Raw genomic sequence first — 17,414 nt, forward strand, 5'->3', positions numbered from 1 at the left:
AGGCCCGCGGTCGCGGGGGATCGGGCGTCGTCGCTGGCTGCGACTCGCTCCTGCATTTCGGAGGGTTGGCTCTTGACGGAGCCGTGCGATGTGCAGGGGATGCGGGGGAATGAGCGGATTCGGCAGCCGAGGACGCGTGGGGAAGCGGCGATCCCCTGCAGATCGCACAAGATCCTGCAGATCGCACGGGAGGTGCCGGTCGAGCAGGGCGGGTCAGGCGGGGGTGTCGACGACGCCGACGAAGCGGGTGCCGATGCCGTCGTATTCGTCGCGGCGGTGGCCCTCGGGATGGGGTGGCCATGCGCCCGCCGGATGGTCTTCGCACGCGAGGAACGTGAAGTCCGGCCACCACTTCTTGGGGCGGGCGGCCTCAGAACGGCCGCAAACGACGCACACGAGGGTCACCCATACCGGTCGTCGCCCCGTACGGTTCTCGCGCGACTGAACCAGCCACGGAGGCGGGTCCTGCTCAAGAGCAACGAACTCTTCCTCCGAAAGCTTTGCGGGCAGACCGTGCCGCACCGCCATCTCAACGGGGATGTCGAGGCGCTGGGCAGCCTCGCGACGCGGAATCACCCGGCCACACTAACCCAGCGCTGGCCGCACGAGCGGCCGCCGCGGCCGCAGCGAGGCACGCGCAATCAGCCACTCCAGCGGTCCCTGCCCAACCAGCCGGCGCCATCCCAGAGCGAAACTGACGGAGCCGAGGACGAAAGCGGTCACGAGCGGCCAACTGCGCCACGCCTCGAAATCGAACGGCTCGTACGGCACCAAATACACGGCGAGAGCGACGAGCTGCACTGAGTAGATCGTTAGCGGCATGGCGCCCACCGCGGCGAGCGGAGCGGTGACTCTGCGCAGGAGCGGCAGCCGCTCGGTGAGCGCCATCGACGCGCCGAGAACGACGGCCGCGAATCCGCCTGCCCCAACCAGCTCAGGAGTGGTGCTGGCATGCGCCTCGACCGCCTCTGGCCCACCAAGGATCAGGCCACCGCCGTACCCGAGAACCACAGCCGCAGCCCCGCCGATCGCGAGCCACCGCGCCGTGGTGTCTGAGCGGATGTTGCACCGCGCGATCAGGAGCCCCAGCACCACGTAGGCCAACCACGACGGGACGGGGTAGTACTGGGTCAGCCAGGTGACCGGCAGGGCGGCCAGCACGGACTCCTGGGGCGGCAGCATCGCGAGCCACCTGTTTCCCGAGATCGTGAGTTCATCGACGAGGAGCGGACCAACGATGGCGATCAGCGCGACCAGCACGGCGAGGACCACCCTCGGTAGGAACAGCAGCAGCGCCGTGACCGCGAACATCAGGCCGTAGTGCGGCAGGATCACCGCGATCGGCGTCCGGAGCAGGGTCAGGGCCAGACCGAGGGTGAGCACGAGGAGTGCACGTAGCAGGATCGACGCGGTGTCGCGCCAGGGCTCCGCGGATCGGCCCGCGCCCCCGGTCATCAGTCCGATCGAGACGCCGGCGAGTACGGCGAAGAGCACCGCACTGCGGCCGTCCCAGAGCATCTCGCGTCCGATCGGAGCGAGGTGGGCGGCGAGCATCCCGAGCACTGCGAGACCTCGCGCGACGTCGAGGCCCGGAAGACGGGAGTCGCGAGCGGCAGCCACCCGCTCATCGTGCCAGTTGCTCCCACGATTGCGCCAGGAATGCGGATAGGCGCCCGACCATGAGGTCGAGCGCCTATCCGCGAGCAGAGGCTCTGCTACTGGCGGAAGATCGCGATGAGGCGCAGGAGTTCGAGGTACATCCAGACCACGGTGACCAGGATGCCGTAGGCGCCGGTCCAGCCGTAGATGCGCGGGGCGCGGTTGCGTACGCCCTGCTGGATGAATTCGAAGTCCATCACGAGCGAGTAGGTCGCGAGCGCGATGGCGATGAGGCCGATCACAATGCCCATGAAGCCGGTCCGCAGACCGAAGCCGCCGCCGACGCCGAACAGGCCGAGGCCGAGGTTCACCAGCGAGAAGACCGCGTAGCTGATCATCCCGATGAAGAAGATTTTGTTCAGCTTCGGGGAGGTACGGATCTTGCCGTTCATGAACAGTGCCAGAGTGACGCCGATCACGACGACCGTGGCCAGGAGGGCTTGGACTACCGCCCCCTCGTACCGGGTTTCGAAGAAGCGCGAGATTGCGCCGACTCCGATGCCCTGGGTCGCGGCGTAGCCGAGGATCAGGGCGGGTGAGGGGATTTTCTTGAACGCGTTCACGATGCCGAGTACCAGTGCGACGAGCACGGCCGGCAGCATCAGTGCCGGAACGAACCAGCCGACGGCGGCACCCGCGAGGAGCACCACGAAGGCGAGAGCCGTCTTCGCGAGGGTGTCCTCAATGGTCATCCGATCGGTCTCGACCGAGCTGGCGGCCGGACGGTTGTACATCTGGTCGAGCGTGCCGGGGGAGACATCCGGGAGGTCCTGCACGCGGCCGGCGTAGCCGCGGTTGCTGAACTCCGGGCGTCCGAACGCCGGATTATTGCTTGCCATGGTTCCTCTTCTCTCAGGTGCGCTGGTCTCCGAGGGAACTCGCGGATCTGAGTCGCTGTGGGTGCGGGAGACGTCAAGAGTCCGGGAGGACTCTTGACGATGCACCCACACTATCTGAGAGCACCTCTCAGAGTCTGGCTGTTCACTCCGAGCGGACCTCGACTCCCCCCAGAACCGGCTTGCCGGGGAATGGCAGTGTGGCGCCCGTAGGATCGCGGCATGTCAGCGCGCCGCACTCCGCTCGTCATCGGTCACCGCGGAGCAAGCGGCTACCGCCCCGAGCACACCCGATCCGCCTACGAACTCGCGCTCGCCCTGGGGGCCGACGCGCTCGAGCCCGACCTCGTCGCCACCCGGGATGGCGTGCTCGTGCTGAGGCATGAGAACGAGATCTCAGGGACGGCGGATATTGAGCGCTACGTCGAATTCGCCGAACGCCGCTGCACCAAGCGGATCGACGGGCGTGAGATCACTGGGTGGTTCACCGAGGACTTCACCTGGGCCGAACTCTCTCTCCTGCGCGCTCGGGAGCGGCTGCCTGCCGTCCGGCCTGCGAGCGCCACCTTCGATGGCCAGTTCCCGCTCCTGCGCTTCAGCGAATTACTCGCTCTGCTTGACCGGGCGGCCGAGGACGCTCCCGATGCGCCGCCGGAACTCGTCGTTGAACTCAAGCACGCCACCTACTTCGATGGTCTCGGCCTCTCGCTCGATGTGCTGCTGCGCCAGGAACTTGCCGCCGCGGGTTGGGGGCCACAGGATCCACGCCTGACGATCGAGAGCTTTGAGAAGACGGTCCTCGAACGCCTCGCGGTGAGCGGAGTCGGTACCCGCCGCATCTACCTCCTCGAGTCGCGAGGCGCACCCGCCGACCTGGTCACGGCGCACGGCGCCCGCGCGACTCCCTACTCCGCTTTCATCACTCCTTCGGGTCTGCGCAACCTCGCCGGCACGGTCCACGGGATCAGCGTCGACAAGAGCATGCTGTTCCGGCGGGACGCCGCGGGCCGCGTCGTCGGGACGAACTCTCTCGTCGCCGATGCGCACGCCGTCGGGCTCGAGGTCTACTGCTGGACCCTCCGCGCGGAGAACCGCTTCCTCGAAAAAGTCCACCGTCGCGGCAAGGACCCCGCCGAGCACGGAGCGTGGCAGGAGGAGTTCGCTCTCATCTTGCAAACGGGGATCGACGGCGTCTTTGCGGATCAGCCGGACCTTGCCCTCAAGGCGCGTGCGACCGATTCCGAGCGCCGGGCGCGGGGATGAGCGCGCCGGTCGCGAGATCGGACATCGATTGACGCTCGGCGCGCGCGGAGGCTCCGCTGCCATCATCGGCAGACCACTTTGCGCTTTCCTACAGCGCCGCCTCCTGATCGCTACCAGCCACACCTGCACCGATGAGCCTCGCCCCCACCACTGCCGCCCAGACTGCTGACGAGAGGAGTCGAGCGATGAGCACCCGCACCCGCATCACCCGCCGCTGGTTCGTCACCGCGTTTCTCGCGGCGCTCGGCGTGGCCGCTGTTTACTGGCTGGCCGTGCTGACGCCGCAGGGGCAGGGCGTCGAGAACTCGGGTCTGCGCGGAGCCGACCAAGTGTTCGGCCGTGCGACCGGCGCCGCGGCCGGTACGCTCGCCGATCTCACGCCGATCTCGATGCTCCTCGGCGCGTTCCTCGTCGCGGTGATCGCGCTGATCCGGAGGCGCCCGGCTCTCGCCATCGCCTCCGTGGGCTCGATCGTTGTCACGGCCACAGTCACGCAAGTGTTGAAGAACGTCGTACTCGAGCGTCCAGAACTGGTCGTTACAGACTCCTGGTACACGGGCGGCAGCTTCCCGAGCGGGCATACGGCCGCCGCGGTCTCGGTGGTCTTCGCGCTGGCGATGGTGGTTCCTGGGCGCGGCCGGACGGTCGTCCTCGCCCTCGGCGGGGTGGTCGTGGTGCTTGTCGGCAACCTGACGATGGCGGCATCCTGGCACCGCGCGAGCGACGTCCTCGGTGCCGACCTCGTGGCTTTGGCGTCTGCCTCCGTTGCCTGCGCGTGGCTGACGGCTCGGGCCCAGGTGGGCCGTGCACCGAAGCGGGCGCCTCACCGTGGTGCGAGTCGGCTCCTGTTGACGTGCTCGATCGTCGTTGTTCTGTTGCTGGCCGCACTCGCCGTGCAGGGGATTCAGTACTACCCCGATGACACCAAGGATCTCGCCGCCTTCGTGCTGCTGCAGCTCTTGGCGGTCTCGACCTCGACTCTCGCCGTGCTCGGCTTCTCGCTGGCCTGGCGCGGGCTGGATGTCGGAGGATCGCTCGCGGCAGCCGTCCCTCGCCGGCGTGCGGCATGAGTCAGCGCCCGGTGTCGGAGGGTCGACCTACACTCGGAGGGACATGAGCTTTCTCTTCGATCCGAGCGACTCCCGCGCCACACCGGTCCTCGTCGGTACTCCCGGCGGCTCCGGCAACGCGCCCCGCAGCGACCCGGCGCACGAGCAGCTGGTCGCGGGGCTGAACCCGCAACAACGCGAGGCGGTCGAGTACCGAGGTGACGCGCTCCTGATCGTCGCTGGCGCCGGGTCGGGTAAGACGAGCGTGCTGACCCGGCGTATCGCGAGTCTCCTGGGCACTGGCGAGGCATGGCCGAGCCAGATCCTCGCCATTACCTTCACCAATAAGGCCGCGGCCGAGATGCGTGAGCGCGTCGAGAAGCTGGTGGGGCAGAGGGCCGAAGGGATGTGGATCTCGACGTTCCACTCCGCGTGCGTGCGGATCCTGCGCCGCGAGGCCGAGAACTTCGGGATGACCGGCTCGTTCACAATTTACGACTCGGGAGATCAGCGGGCGCTGCTCAAGCGCATCGTGAAGGACCTCGAGGCCGACTCGCTCGGAATCACCGTCGCGAGCGCCTCCGCAAAAATCTCGAAGCTCAAGAACGAGCTCGCCGACGTCGACTCCTACGCCAGGACCGCCAACCTGAGCGACCCAAACGAGGAGATGTTCCTCCAGGTCTTCCGGGCCTATTCCCGGGCGCTCGAGGGCGCAAACGCGTTCGACTTTGACGACCTGATCGCTCAGACGGTCTACCTCTTCCGGGCTTTTCCGCACGTCGCGGCGAAGTACCAGCGCCGCTTCCGGCACGTGCTGGTCGATGAGTACCAGGACACGAACCACGCGCAATACTCGCTGATCCACGAGCTCACTCGGCCGGTTTCCCCCGCGACAATGGCGGCCGCGCAGTTCGACCGGCCCTACCGCGGACCTGTCACCGCAGACGGCTCAATTCCGGGGGCCTCGCTCACCGTCGTTGGCGACTCCGACCAGTCGATCTATGCGTTCCGCGGCGCCGATATCCGCAACATCGTCGAGTTCGAGCGCGACTTCCCGGGCTGCCGGGTAATCCTGCTCGAGCAGAACTATCGCTCCACGCAGAACATCCTGTCGGCGGCTAACGCCGTCATCTCGAACAATTTCAACCGCCGCGCGAAAAACCTCTGGTCCTCCAGCGGCGACGGCGAGAAAATCGTCGGCTACACAGGATATTCGGGGCACGATGAGGCGCAGTTCGTCGTCGACGAGATTGCCCGACTCCACGCGGCCGGCACCGGCTACGACCAGATCGCCGTGTTCTACCGAACCAACGCGCAGACGCGCGCGCTCGAGGAAATCTTCATCCGCTCGGCGCTGCCCTACCGGATTCTCGGCGGCACGAAGTTCTACGAGCGTGCCGAGATTAAGGACGCGCTGGCCTACCTGATCGCGGTCGCCAACCCGGCCGACGTGCTGGCACTGCGACGCATCATGAACACGCCCAAGCGTGGCATCGGTCCGGCGACCCAGGCGCAGTTGCAGTCGTTCGCCGACACCAACGTGGTAACGCTGCGCGAGGCCATGCGCAACGCCGGCTCGCTGGGGATGGGGCCAAAGGTAACGAAGGCGATCGTCGACCTCGCGACGCTCCTCGACGAGTGCGCGCTGATGCTCGACCCTGCTCGAGAGGGCGGGGAGGCCAAAGTGCACGAGGTGCTGACCGCGCTGCTCACCCGCAGCGGTTACCTCGACATGCTCCGCTCCAGCCGCGACCCGCAGGATGAGGCGCGGGCCGAGAACGTGGATGAGCTGATTGCCGTCACGAAGGAGTTCGCGCGGAACAACCCCGACGGCGGCCTGGTCGACTTCCTCACCGAGGTCTCGCTCGTCGCCGCGGCGGACGACCTGGAAGACGACTCCGGCACGGTCTCGTTGATGACTCTGCACACGGCGAAGGGTCTGGAGTACGACGCGGTCTTCCTCACCGGGATCGAGGAGGATCTGCTGCCGCACCGGATCTCGGCGAACGAGCCGGGCGGGCCAGCCGAGGAGCGGCGCCTGTTCTATGTGGGCATCACCCGCGCGCGTAAGCGCCTCTACCTCTCGCTGGCGATGACCCGTGCGCAGTACGGCGAGACGTCGGTCGCGATGCCGAGCCGGTTTCTGCAGGAAATTCCGGGCGAGCTGATCCAGTGGCGGCAGTCGCCGGGAGCGGCGACCTCGCGCGGCGGCACGCAGCCGCGGGCGCTCAACGCCCAGCGGCCGGGATTTGGCCGGTCTCGCTCGAACACCGAGTTCCGGGAGGCGCTTGCCGCGGCTCCTAAGGCCAAGGGGGAGTTCCCCAACCGCATCACGGGGATGGTGCGCGACAACGGCGACCTTGAGCTGATTGCGGGCGATCGCATTCGGCACACCGACTTCGGCGAGGGCCGGGTCAACGCGGTGACCGGCGAGGGCAGCAAGCGCGTGGCGCACGTGCTGTTCGACCAGGTCGGTGCCAAGAAGCTGTTGATCAAAGTCGCGCCGATCGAGAAGGTCTAGTCCGGTGGCGGGCGGCTCCGACGCGGCGCGGCTCGCGACGGAGGGGTTCTCGCCCGCCGTGCTCGGGGTCGTCGTGCCCATCGTGGTCGGCGCGCGGGTCGCGGATCCGCCGCTGCTCGGCGTGGCCTGGGGCGCGCTCGCCGCGCTGTTCGTCGGCGCGGTGCCCTACCTGGTGATCCGTGCGCTGATGCGCAGCGGCCGGATTCACGGCGACCACCACGTACCGGATCGGCGCGAGCGGGCGTTGCCGATCGGCCTGGCGCTGGTCTCGATCGTGGTTGGCGTGATGCTGCTCGCCGCTCTTGGCGCCCCGGCCGCGGTAACGACCTTCGGCGTGGTGACCGTTGCGGTGGTGGTCGCGGTGGGGGTCGTGAACCTCGTTTGGAAGCTCTCGGGCCATGCGGCCGTCGCCGCGACCTGTGCGGTGGTCGTCCTGATCGCCTACGGCCCGCTGTCGCTCGCGGTCACCGCGCCGATCGTGCTCTGGGTGCTCTGGTCCCGGGTCCGCCTCGGCGCCCACACTCCCGCGCAGGTGCTCGCGGGCGCCGCGACCGGCGCCGCTCTCTCCTCCGCGATCTGGACCCTCCTGCCCTAACCCGCGCGCCGTCCCCCTGTGAGATGCCTCTTGAGTACGCGACTCGCCGACGGAGGCGTGCCGAAGAGGCATCTCGCGGTCGGTCTGGCGCCTCGCTACAGTCAGGATGTTGCGGGTGATCCCATGGACGCGGCGTCCTGCAGGAGGAACGAGGCGCGGATGAGCGGCGTGGCCACGCTGTACACGAACGCGATGGTGACGGCTCCGTTCGCGCTCGCGGTGATCGCGGAGGCGACCGGGTCGCGGGTGGTCGGCGCGAGGACCGCCGATGCGCATGTGCCGCTGTACAGCGGTCCGACGAGCGCCCGCATCGAGATCGCGGGCTTCGGCGACAGCGTGCCGGTGACCGTCGACGTCCGGGACGAGCGTGGGCTGCAGGAAGCGCGTGCGGCCGCGCAGGCGCTCGGCCTCGAGCTGGCGGCCTACGCGGGCTGGGTTGTCACTCCCGGATTCTGATCAGCCGCGGTGTACCCGGGCGAGGTAGTAGCGGCTCGGCGCCGTGCGGACGACGGCGGGAAGGAGACGGTAGACGGCGAAGGTGCGCCTGAGTGTCCGGGCGAACCGTCGCTCCTGCCGGTCATCCCAGCAGAAGCCGAACGGTGCGCGAAGCGGGGCGGGGAGTAGTCCCGCCGTCAGCAGTCGGAGATACGGGCCGAAAGGGCGCAGATACCACGCTGCGATGCTCGCACCGAGGAGGTCATGGGCGACCCTGCGTGCCTGCGGGGTGACCTCGAGGCGAGCGAGTTGCGCCTCCCAGTAGGTATCGAAGGCGGCACGAGTCTCGGGCCAGAGTTCCTCGGGCATCTGCAGTGCTGTACCGACGACGACCGAGCGGCGCACGATGTCGTCGGCCTCCTCGGGATCCAGTGCGCCGAACGCACCCTCGTAGAGCTGCAGCATCGATTGCGTGAGCGTGGCGGCAACCCAGCGCTGCAGCTCCGGATCGAACGCCGTGTAGCCGGGTCCGTGGACGGGAACGTGGGCGCGGTTCACCCGGCGGCGCACGGCGCGGACGTCCTCCGGTGTGCCGTAGTGCAGCACGTATAAGTAGGAGAGCGTGCCGTGCAGGCGGTTCACCGCGCGATCGACGAAGTCGGAGTGGTCGGCGACCCCTTGCCCGACGGCCGGGTGCGCGATTTGCAGGAGGATCGCGCGTGCCCCCGCGAGCAGGAAGATGCCCTCGCGGAACACGTCGGGTCGGGATCGCGAGCGAGAGGGGCGAGCGAACGGCATGCGCTCCACGCTACGCGGCGGGACGGCGGCGGGCGCAGATTGGCGGGAGGACAGCGCGGAGTGCTCTCGGAGTAGACTCGGCGCGGCCCAGGGACAGTGCCGAGACTCCGGCGACGTCCGGGCCACCTCGACTCGAAATTCAAGCGCGCTCGGCGCGGAATGGGAATGCAGCGTGGATCTCTTCGAATACCAGGCCCGTGATCTATTCGAGAAGTACGGCGTCCCCGTGCTTCCCGGCATCGTCGCCGACACGCCCGAGGAGGTGCGCGCTGCGGCCGAGAAGCTCGGCGGCGTCACCGTCGTCAAGGCGCAGGTCAAGATCGGCGGCCGCGGCAAGGCGGGCGGCGTGAAGGTCGCGAAGACCCCTGAGGACGCGTTCAGTGCGGCGCAGTCGATCCTCGGCCTCGACATCAAGGGTCACGTGGTCAAGCGCGTCATGGTCGCCGGCGGTGCACGGATCGACCGCGAGTTCTACTTCTCGGTGCTGCTCGACCGGGCCAACCGCTCCTACCTCTCGCTCACCTCCTACGAGGGCGGGATGGAGATCGAGCAGCTCGCCGTCGAGCGCCCGGACGCCCTCGCACGCGTCGAGGTCGTACCCGGCCAGGGCATCGATGCGGCCAAGGCCGAGGAGATCGCCCGCGCGGCGAAGTTCCCGGAGGAGCTGATCGCGAAGGTCGCGCCGGTGCTGGTGAAGCTCTACGACGTCTACACCGGCGAGGACGCGACGCTCGTCGAAGTGAACCCGCTCGTGCTGACCGAGGAGGGCGATATCGTCGCGCTCGACGGCAAGGTCTCGCTGGACGAGAACGCCGGCTTCCGCCACGCGGAGCACGCCGCCCTCGAAGACACGGACGCCGCCGACCCGCTTGAGGCCAAGGCCAAGGAGAACGACCTCAACTACGTGAAGCTCGACGGCGAGGTCGGCATCATCGGCAATGGAGCCGGGTTGGTCATGTCGACCCTCGACGTTGTCGCCTATGCCGGCGAGAAGCACAACGGCGTCAAGCCGGCCAACTTCCTCGACATCGGCGGCGGAGCTTCCGCCCAGGTGATGGCGAACGGTCTCGACGTGATCCTCGGTGACGAGCAGGTCAAGAGCGTCTTCGTGAACGTGTTTGGCGGGATCACCGCCTGCGACGCGGTCGCGAACGGCATCGTGCAGGCGCTCGAGATCCTCGGCGACGCCGCCAGCAAGCCGCTCGTCGTCCGGCTCGACGGCAACAAGGTCGAGGAGGGCCGCGCGATTCTCCAGGCTGCCGCTAACCCGCTCATCACGCTCGCCGCGACCATGGACGAGGGCGCCGACAAGGCCGCCGCACTCGCCGCCGCGTAACGGACCCGACGACTCAAGGAATCAGAGAACAAGCATGTCGATCTTCCTCACCAAAGACTCCAAGGTCATCGTCCAGGGCATCACCGGCGGCGAGGGCACCAAGCACACCGCGCTGATGCTCAAGGCCGGCACGAACGTCGTCGGCGGGGTCAACGCCCGCAAGGCCGGCACGACCGTTACCCACGGCGACGTCGAGCTTCCCGTCTTCGGCACCGTGAAGGAGGCGATGGCGGCCACCGGCGCCGATGTCTCCATCGCGTTCGTGCCGCCCGCCTTCTCGAAGGACGCCGTGATCGAGGCGATCGACGCCGAGATCGGCCTCCTCGTCGTCATCACCGAGGGCATTCCGGTGCAGGACTCCGCCGAGTTCTGGGCCTACGCGCAGGAGAAGGGGAACAAGACCCGGATCATCGGCCCGAACTGCCCCGGGATCATCACGCCGGGCGAGTCGCTCGTGGGCATCACTCCTGCGACGATCACCGGCAAGGGCCCGATCGGCCTGGTGTCAAAGTCGGGCACCCTGACCTACCAGATGATGTACGAGCTGCGCGACCTGGGCTTCTCGACCGCGATCGGAATTGGCGGCGACCCGATCATCGGGACGACGCACATCGACGCGCTCGCCGCGTTCGAGGCCGACCCCGAGACGAAGGCGATCGTCATGATCGGCGAGATCGGCGGCGACGCCGAGGAGCGGGCCGCCGACTTCATCGCGGCAAACGTCACCAAGCCGGTCGTCGGCTATGTCGCCGGCTTCACCGCTCCCGAGGGCAAGACCATGGGTCACGCCGGCGCCATCGTCTCCGGCTCGGCCGGAACAGCGCAGGCCAAAAAGGAGGCTCTCGAGGCCGCAGGCGTCCGCGTGGGAAAGACCCCTTCCGAGACAGCCGCCCTCCTCCGCGAGGTCTACGCCGCCCTCTAGCCCCCGCACCTCGCGAAATGTCGCGAGATGCGCTCGAACGGACGAGATCCCTTGCCGCGGCAGGGGATCTCGTCCGTTTCAGCGCATCTCGCCGCTGCGCCTCCGGGAGGCCCGCGCGAGCAGCGCCGCGACCGGACGCTGCACGACCAGCAGGAGCAGCCACCACAAGCCGATGGCCGGCGCCAACAGTGCCAGCGCGAGTGCGAGCAGCAGAAGGTAGAACGGAGCGAGCGCGCGCGCCAGCAACGGCGGCGCGACATCCTCTCGGCGCAACTCAGGGTGCCGCAAGAACCGTGCCTCGATCAGCACCAGCGCCCCGCTCATCGCCGCCATCGTGCCGATATAAAGTCCGATCGTTGCGGGGGAGTCGGAAAACACGGCCAGAGCGCTCGTTGAGAAGGGAAAGAAGGCGAGCGCCACCAGCCAGAGCAGGTCGAGCCAGATCAGCCCACCGTCATAGTCGCCGGCGATATCGAACACCCGGTGGTGGGGGATCCAGAACACGGCGGTCAGCGTGAAGGAGAGCGCGAAAGCGAGCACCTGGTCGAGATGGTCGGCGAGGAGGGTGCCAACTCCGCCGCCCTCCCGGCCGATCTCGGGCGCGATCTCCACGAGCGGGAGAACCAGCACGGTGAGGGCGATGGCGACCGTGGCGTCTGAGAAATTCACCAGCCGATCGAGGCCATGTGCAGTCCGAGTGCGCACTGTCCGGGAGACGGTCTGCCGCCGATGCAGGAGGCGTTCGATCGGTCCCGAAAGCAGCAGCAGGAGCAGCGCGAACATGTTGACGGCAGGGATAGATACCGCGAGCACAAGAGCCACAACGAGGATGCCGATCGCGATCAGCGAGCGCGACAGCGGACGTGGCGGCTCCGCTCGATCCACGAGGAGATCGCGGTCGCGCCGCACGATCAGCTGCATCGCCAGCGTCGCCGAACTCGCGACGATCATCGTGCCGACGTAGAGCGCAATGACGCTCGCATCGGTGTCGAGCACATTCGACATCAGGTTCGCGGTGAACGGGAGGAGCACGACGGCGGCCAGCCAGACGAAGTTCGCGACGACCAGGGCGGGGGAGTGGCTTCCGATTCCCTCGAAAACTGAGTGGTGGACCATCCAGAGCCGCCCGATCACGGCGAAGGTGATGAAGAAGGCGGAGAGCGTGCCGTAGTTTCCGGCAAGGAGCGTCCCCAGATCGGGCGAGCGGCCCTCCTGGACAATGTCGACCAGGGGCAGCACGAGAAAGGTGATCGCGATGGCGACCGTCGCGTCCGTGAGGTTCACCAGGCGGTCCAGGCCCCGCCCGCTCCGTCGGTCCCTGGTCCTCGTCACGGCTCGACACTAGGGGACCAGGCGTCCGCGCGGCGCGCCCCTGCCCGGGCTCGGAGTGACCCGCCGCTAGGCTCAACAGGCCCATGAACCGGATCACCGTCGCCCTCCTCGCCGCCTTCGACGCCGCGCTCTCGGCGCTGATCGGCATCGCGATCCCGCTCGTCCCGCTCACCGTCCTCTGGGCCGTGCAGTACGACACCGCTGTCGACTGGGGCGTGTTCTGGCGCATCGCCGCCGACTTCTGGTTACTCGGCCACGGCGCCGACCTGGAGGCGGGCCTGGCCCCCGACTCGGCCCTCGCCCTGGGGCTGCCGGGGGGCACGGAGCGCTTCGCCGTGACCATCGCGCCGCTGGCCTTCTCGTTGCTTACCCTGGTCCTCGGCGTGCGCACGGGCAGGCGGGCGCAGGAGTCGCCGTTTCGCGCCATCGGAATACTCGTTGCGATCGGTACTTACCTTTTTCTCGCGCTCCTCGTCGTGCTCAGCTCCTCGGACTCCGCGGCAACTATCAACCCCGTGCAAGGGACGGTGCTGCCGCCCCTGGTCTTTGCGCTCGGCGTGCTCATCGGCGCGGCGCTGCACTCCGCAGGCAGTGGCGAGGGCGACCGGATCAGCGAGTTCGCCGCGGAGTCTCTGCACCGCCTCCCCGCGCCCGCGCCCGGCCTGGTACTCGCGTCGCTGCGCGGCGGTGCTCTGGCGGCGGCGGGTGTGATCGGCGCGGCGGCTGTTCTGGTCGCGGTGCTTATGGTCGCGAACTACACCGCCGTCGTCGCGTTGTACGAGGCACTGGGCGGCGAGGCGCTCGGCGGGTTCACGCTGACGCTCGGGCAGTTGGCATTCGTCCCTAACCTCGTGATCTGGGCCGCGAGCTGGCTTATCGGGCCGGGTTTCGCACTCGGAGCGGGCTCCTCGGTGAGCCCCGCGGGCACGCTGCTCGGACCGATCCCGTCGATCCCAATGCTCGCGGCGCTGCCGCAGGGCGATTCGACGCTCGGGTTCCTCGGTCTGCTCGTGCCGGTGCTGGCAGGCTTCGCCGCCGGATGGCGTCTGCGTCGCGTCGTGCTCGACGCCCTCGACGGCCGCTCGCTGCTGCGCTGGGGTGCCGCGGCCGCCGCCGGCATCGGAGTGGTGGGCGGGCTGCTGCTCGGGCTGCTCGCCTGGTTCTCGGCGGGGGCCGCAGGGCCGGGGCGGCTCGCACAGGTCGGGCCGGATCCGCTGGTGGTCGGGGCCGTCGCGGCCCTCGAACTGGCATTCGCGGCCGGGCTAGCGCTCGCCGCCGGTCGCACCGCGCGCGGCTGACGCGGGTGGGGGCGTCCCCCTTTGCTGCGCAGTGCCGAAGTTGGTCGTGCTCCTTACCGGCGGCGGAGCAAACCTCCGTGCTCTGCTGGAAGCCGCCAGCGACGAGGGCTTCTCGGCCCGCAGGTCACGGTCGGCGGTGACACCGAACCGGCTTGCCCGAGTTCGTCCGGTAGCAGAACATACTCGAACATCCGGTCGACATGACGCGCGTCGAACGCGGCCTTGGTCACGTGCGCATCGGCACATCTACGGTCGGGACAGGGCCGCTCGTTCCAGGCGTCAGAGCCCGGTTGGGAGAAGCCCAGAGCCCGGTACGTTACCGCGACATCTGTCTTGTCAGCCGCCACGCGACAGGAGTGCCCAGAAACCTCGGCCCCCTCGCCCCGTCCGCAGGATGGTAGGCGACCGCGCGATCGAACTGATGTCCGGACGATGGCGGGCTTCGGCAACTATTGCGCGCGAGGAGAAGCGCGACGACGGATGCCTTTGCCGCTTTGCCGCTTTGCGGTTGTGGACGATAACTGCTTCGGTCGATCCGGAAGCCACGAGGAACCAGCGTAAGACCGCTCGATGGCGGGCCGCGCAGTCCCTTCGGTAGCGTGCTGTGCCACTACGGACGTTCGTTCCGCCGTCGCTTGTTCGTTGCACGTAACAGCGGCATCACACTTCCGCCAAGCATCACTAACCCGAGGAATGCGGCAGGTTGCGCGATCAGCACTCCGTGCAACGACACGAGAAACCCCCAACGCAATGAGGATGGAATCAGAGACGATTGCAGCCGGCATCGTTACTGGCTCTCTTGTTCTGAGATACAAAGTAACAGTAATCGCCGGGTACCATTAGCGCAAGGCAGATAAATGCCACTAAAGCGTCGAGGGGTTCAGTAACATGAGCGACTAAGTGGACACACCGCCGACGCGTACGCCTTCACGCGCTGCTGCCCGCAGAAAGAGCGAGGCTCCTCCCCTGATGAGTCAACTCGAAGGAAGTTCAAACCTTTCTGCGCCGATAGGCGTGTAATGATCGTTGCTGTTGGCTCTGCGGCGGTCTTGTTGATAGCGAATCGCCGAACAGGATGAGGACTACGTAACCCCTTTCTGTCTGTGATTGAGCTATCTTAAGGACGGAAAATATGCGCGCATTTGCTCTCATTGGTGCAGCGGTGATTTTGACCACAGGGGCGTTTTCCTTCGCTGTGCCCGCATGGGCGGAAAAATACCCTAGGCTGGGACCGAGTGAACGAGTAATGACTCTGGCGAAAGATTTGGCTGCTTCGGAAGAGCCCCTGGCTCCAGGAACGGTGGAGCTGCAAGTGAAAGAGGTGTCGACCTTCGCTGTGAAACTTCACGTCCGAACTGCTGCCGGTACCTCACTGGTTCGATTGGCGGACGGTTCCGTAGCATTTAGCGACGGTGCCAGTATTACCGATTCGCTTCCCCGCCACATCGATGTTGCGGATGGTCCGTCGGTCGACGGAGACTGGACGATAGATACTGATGGAAGTTTGACGTTCTCATTGCGGCCAAGCGATCCTATTCAACCGAACAATACCGCAACGGCTCGCTCGGATGTGCATGTTCTTTCTGACTGGGGCTCGCAGGAATGGGGCCATTGCGTGTCCGGTAATGGTGTCGGCGGAGCCGTCATCGGAGGGTTTGGTGGCACCCTCGTCGGCCCGGCGGGCACCGTTATCGGTGCCACCGGCGGGTTGCTTGGAGGAATCATACAGGGTGCTTTCTCTTGCTAAAGGGTGCTTTCTCTTGCTGAAGGGCGTTTCGTGAACAAGAAAACCAAGAATCTACCGGCCGGGGCTCCTCTGTTGTGGGGGCTTCGACCCTGGGTTTTCGCGGCGGTCATCGGGTTCGGGATAGTTTTGGGGGGCGTGCTTACTGCGCTTTTCAATCTCTCGTTCCCTTGGTCTTTGGTGGTTGAAGCGAGCGCCACCTGCCTCGTACTCGTCGTTGGCGTGGCTGTGTCCAGACGCAAGAATAGGTAAGCGTGAGGCTGAGGAAAAATTGGTTTTTTGGATGAAAAAGATGAGCCCGCGGACGGCGTCGAAAGCTTCCCCGAAGTGTGCAGTGGTCGCCTGTAGTCGGTGTGGAATAGCCGCCAGGTCTCCATGTTAGTGATTGTTCGCTCGATGACGTATCGGTGAGTGTTCGCGAAGCGATTGTGTTCTTTGGCGTAATTCGGCAGATGTTCTTCGCCTGGTTGCTCTTTCATTGGTGTGACCATTCCTGCGCCTTGGTAGCCGTTGTTGGTCAGCGTGTTCGAGGGGTTGAGGAGATCGGCTCACCCAGTTTCTCGAAAGGCGTGAGCATCGTGGTGCTCGCCCGCGATCGGATCCGAGATATGGATCAACCGACCGGAGAGATCCGCGAGGACCTGGCAGTTGTGCCCTGTGGTCTTGTCTGCTCGGGAGTACAGCTCGGGCACGTCTGCCCAGGGAGCAGGGTGTCGTTGATGACGGCCGTCGTCTCACCGAGCGCGGCCTCGACATGCGGCTGCTCGTCATCGACAACGACGTTAAGCATCGCTTTAACCAACGCGATCGTTCCCGACATGGTCGGCTGATGGATACCGACCAGATCGGCGATCAACTGCTCGGTAATATTTTGGCGATAGTAGAGAAGGGTGACATGTTGCTCTTCCATGAGGCTCATGCAAAATTCAGGTTAGGCGCCACAAGCGCCGTGGTCGGAGGTCTGTTCGTTGAGCCTGCATGGGTTTTGAGGCTTATGCAAAACTCGCCGGAGCGCCACAAACCCCTGGACAGGGGCACCCTGGTTGAGCGCGTGAAACTATTGTATAAGCCACTTTGCATAGGCCTTCGTTTCGTTCCGTTCGCGATCGGGTTCTCCGAGATGCTAGGTCCTTCGCGATCTGCGCCATCGGTGTTCTACTTTGTGCCTGAGCGGCGGCGTCTTGGCGGACCTTATCGCGAGACGGCTTTGGCACTAGTTTGGGTGTCCTCCCCGGCAGTAATCGACGGTTGCCCTGCCTTTGGCAGTCAATTGAATTGTCTCGTGGATCGCCGGAATGACGGGGAATCTGGCTATGGGTCACCACATCGAGTTGCGTGCCTGTCGGCGGAGCCATCGAGCAGTACCGCTCGCAGTTCGTGGCTGAGGTGTGGGGGTGGGTAATGGCGTCTTCCGGGGTTCCAGTTTCGTGTGTTCGCTGCGTGCTATGGTCTCGGGCAGTTTCAAGAAAGGGAACGTTTCATGGCTCAGATTAGTGTTACGCCGGAAGAGTTGAAGCAGCAGGCTCAGGTTTATACCCGCTCGAAGGAAGAGATCGAGCAGGCTATTCAGAAGGTGAATCAGATGAATTCGACCATTGGTGAGGAGTGGAAGGGTCAGGCGTTCCA

At 66.4% G+C, this 17,414-nt stretch carries 16 protein-coding genes; 10 read left to right on the forward strand and 6 right to left on the reverse strand.

The window, feature by feature from the left end:
- Window positions 1-213 precede the first annotated feature (213 nt).
- The 3 genes from B0H03_RS05835 to B0H03_RS05845 form a co-directional block, all read right to left on the reverse strand.
- Window positions 214-576, reverse strand: a complete 363-nt coding sequence (locus tag B0H03_RS05835) for a hypothetical protein (RefSeq protein ID WP_104265158.1) — start codon at window positions 574-576, stop codon at window positions 214-216.
- 9 nt (window positions 577-585) lie between these two features.
- The gene (locus tag B0H03_RS05840; RefSeq protein ID WP_104265157.1) at window positions 586-1,620 is read right to left on the reverse strand and encodes a DUF418 domain-containing protein; all 1,035 of its coding nucleotides are present in this window, start codon (window positions 1,618-1,620) and stop codon (window positions 586-588) included.
- 95 nt (window positions 1,621-1,715) lie between these two features.
- Window positions 1,716-2,498 carry a Bax inhibitor-1/YccA family protein gene (locus B0H03_RS05845; protein ID WP_104265156.1) on the reverse strand — a complete coding sequence of 261 codons (783 nt, stop codon included), beginning with the start codon at window positions 2,496-2,498 and terminating at the stop codon, window positions 1,716-1,718.
- 219 nt (window positions 2,499-2,717) lie between these two features.
- On the opposite strand from B0H03_RS05845, the gene B0H03_RS05850 reads away from it, so the two are divergent.
- The 5 genes from B0H03_RS05850 (at window position 2,718) to B0H03_RS05870 (ending at window position 8,379) form a co-directional block, all read left to right on the forward strand.
- Window positions 2,718-3,758 (forward strand): glycerophosphodiester phosphodiesterase family protein, encoded by a 1,041-nt coding sequence (locus B0H03_RS05850; protein WP_104265155.1) that lies wholly within the window; start codon window positions 2,718-2,720, stop codon window positions 3,756-3,758.
- A 185-nt stretch (window positions 3,759-3,943) separates the two neighbouring features.
- Window positions 3,944-4,828: a phosphatase PAP2 family protein gene (locus tag B0H03_RS05855; protein WP_160487246.1), complete on the forward strand. Its 885-nt coding sequence runs from the start codon at window positions 3,944-3,946 to the stop codon at window positions 4,826-4,828.
- Between the two features lie 43 nt (window positions 4,829-4,871).
- Entirely contained in the window at window positions 4,872-7,328 is a 2,457-nt protein-coding gene (locus B0H03_RS05860) for an ATP-dependent helicase (RefSeq protein WP_181075059.1), read from the forward strand.
- Window positions 7,329-7,332: 4 nt separating this feature from the next.
- Window positions 7,333-7,923, forward strand: a complete 591-nt coding sequence (locus B0H03_RS05865; RefSeq protein WP_104265152.1) for a phosphatase PAP2 family protein — start codon at window positions 7,333-7,335, stop codon at window positions 7,921-7,923.
- A gap of 159 nt (window positions 7,924-8,082) precedes the next feature.
- Window positions 8,083-8,379 (forward strand): Rossmann-fold NAD(P)-binding domain-containing protein, encoded by a 297-nt coding sequence (locus B0H03_RS05870; RefSeq protein WP_104265151.1) that lies wholly within the window; start codon window positions 8,083-8,085, stop codon window positions 8,377-8,379.
- On the opposite strand, the gene B0H03_RS05875 is transcribed toward B0H03_RS05870, so the two are convergent.
- Window positions 8,380-9,156 (reverse strand): oxygenase MpaB family protein, encoded by a 777-nt coding sequence (locus B0H03_RS05875; protein WP_104354343.1) that lies wholly within the window; start codon window positions 9,154-9,156, stop codon window positions 8,380-8,382.
- 172 nt (window positions 9,157-9,328) lie between these two features.
- Between B0H03_RS05875 and sucC the strand changes: the two genes are divergently transcribed.
- Window positions 9,329-10,492 (forward strand): ADP-forming succinate--CoA ligase subunit beta, encoded by a 1,164-nt coding sequence (gene sucC / locus B0H03_RS05880; RefSeq protein WP_104265149.1) that lies wholly within the window; start codon window positions 9,329-9,331, stop codon window positions 10,490-10,492.
- A gap of 34 nt (window positions 10,493-10,526) precedes the next feature.
- The gene (sucD, locus tag B0H03_RS05885; RefSeq protein ID WP_104265148.1) at window positions 10,527-11,414 is read left to right on the forward strand and encodes a succinate--CoA ligase subunit alpha; all 888 of its coding nucleotides are present in this window, start codon (window positions 10,527-10,529) and stop codon (window positions 11,412-11,414) included.
- 78 nt (window positions 11,415-11,492) lie between these two features.
- Here sucD and B0H03_RS05890 read toward each other — a convergent pair whose 3' ends face one another.
- The gene (locus tag B0H03_RS05890; RefSeq protein WP_104265147.1) at window positions 11,493-12,746 is read right to left on the reverse strand and encodes a TMEM175 family protein; all 1,254 of its coding nucleotides are present in this window, start codon (window positions 12,744-12,746) and stop codon (window positions 11,493-11,495) included.
- 83 nt (window positions 12,747-12,829) lie between these two features.
- On the opposite strand from B0H03_RS05890, the gene B0H03_RS05895 reads away from it, so the two are divergent.
- Together B0H03_RS05895 and B0H03_RS16130 are read left to right on the forward strand one after the other, a co-directional pair.
- The gene (locus tag B0H03_RS05895; protein WP_104265146.1) at window positions 12,830-14,044 is read left to right on the forward strand and encodes a cell division protein PerM; all 1,215 of its coding nucleotides are present in this window, start codon (window positions 12,830-12,832) and stop codon (window positions 14,042-14,044) included.
- Between the two features lie 1,132 nt (window positions 14,045-15,176).
- The gene (locus B0H03_RS16130; RefSeq protein WP_127843972.1) at window positions 15,177-15,791 is read left to right on the forward strand and encodes a hypothetical protein; all 615 of its coding nucleotides are present in this window, start codon (window positions 15,177-15,179) and stop codon (window positions 15,789-15,791) included.
- Between the two features lie 610 nt (window positions 15,792-16,401).
- Here the strand turns inward: B0H03_RS16130 and B0H03_RS05900 are convergent.
- Entirely contained in the window at window positions 16,402-16,707 is a 306-nt protein-coding gene (locus B0H03_RS05900; RefSeq protein WP_104354008.1) for a helix-turn-helix domain-containing protein, read from the reverse strand.
- Between the two features lie 561 nt (window positions 16,708-17,268).
- Here B0H03_RS05900 and B0H03_RS05905 point away from each other — a divergent pair.
- Window positions 17,269-17,414, forward strand: a 146-nt coding sequence (locus B0H03_RS05905; RefSeq protein WP_207774247.1) for a WXG100 family type VII secretion target, incomplete at its 3' end; no start/stop codon positions are given.

This window comes from Rathayibacter iranicus NCPPB 2253 = VKM Ac-1602 (assembly GCF_003149025.1).
GTDB classification, from domain to species: Bacteria; Actinomycetota; Actinomycetes; order Actinomycetales; family Microbacteriaceae; genus Rathayibacter; species Rathayibacter iranicus.

Coding starts and splice junctions, on each gene's coding strand:
- B0H03_RS05845 (WP_104265156.1), bottom strand. CDS start 2,498: ATGGCAAGCAATAATCCGGCGTTCGGACGCCCGGAGTTCAGCAACCGC.
- B0H03_RS05850 (WP_104265155.1), top strand. CDS start 2,718: ATGTCAGCGCGCCGCACTCCGCTCGTCATCGGTCACCGCGGAGCAAGC.
- B0H03_RS05855 (WP_160487246.1), top strand. CDS start 3,944: ATGAGCACCCGCACCCGCATCACCCGCCGCTGGTTCGTCACCGCGTTT.
- B0H03_RS05860 (WP_181075059.1), top strand. CDS start 4,872: ATGAGCTTTCTCTTCGATCCGAGCGACTCCCGCGCCACACCGGTCCTC.
- B0H03_RS05870 (WP_104265151.1), top strand. CDS start 8,083: ATGAGCGGCGTGGCCACGCTGTACACGAACGCGATGGTGACGGCTCCG.
- B0H03_RS05875 (WP_104354343.1), bottom strand. CDS start 9,156: ATGCCGTTCGCTCGCCCCTCTCGCTCGCGATCCCGACCCGACGTGTTC.
- sucD (WP_104265148.1), top strand. CDS start 10,527: ATGTCGATCTTCCTCACCAAAGACTCCAAGGTCATCGTCCAGGGCATC.
- B0H03_RS05895 (WP_104265146.1), top strand. CDS start 12,830: ATGAACCGGATCACCGTCGCCCTCCTCGCCGCCTTCGACGCCGCGCTC.
- B0H03_RS16130 (WP_127843972.1), top strand. CDS start 15,177: ATGCGCGCATTTGCTCTCATTGGTGCAGCGGTGATTTTGACCACAGGG.
- B0H03_RS05900 (WP_104354008.1), bottom strand. CDS start 16,707: ATGAGCCTCATGGAAGAGCAACATGTCACCCTTCTCTACTATCGCCAA.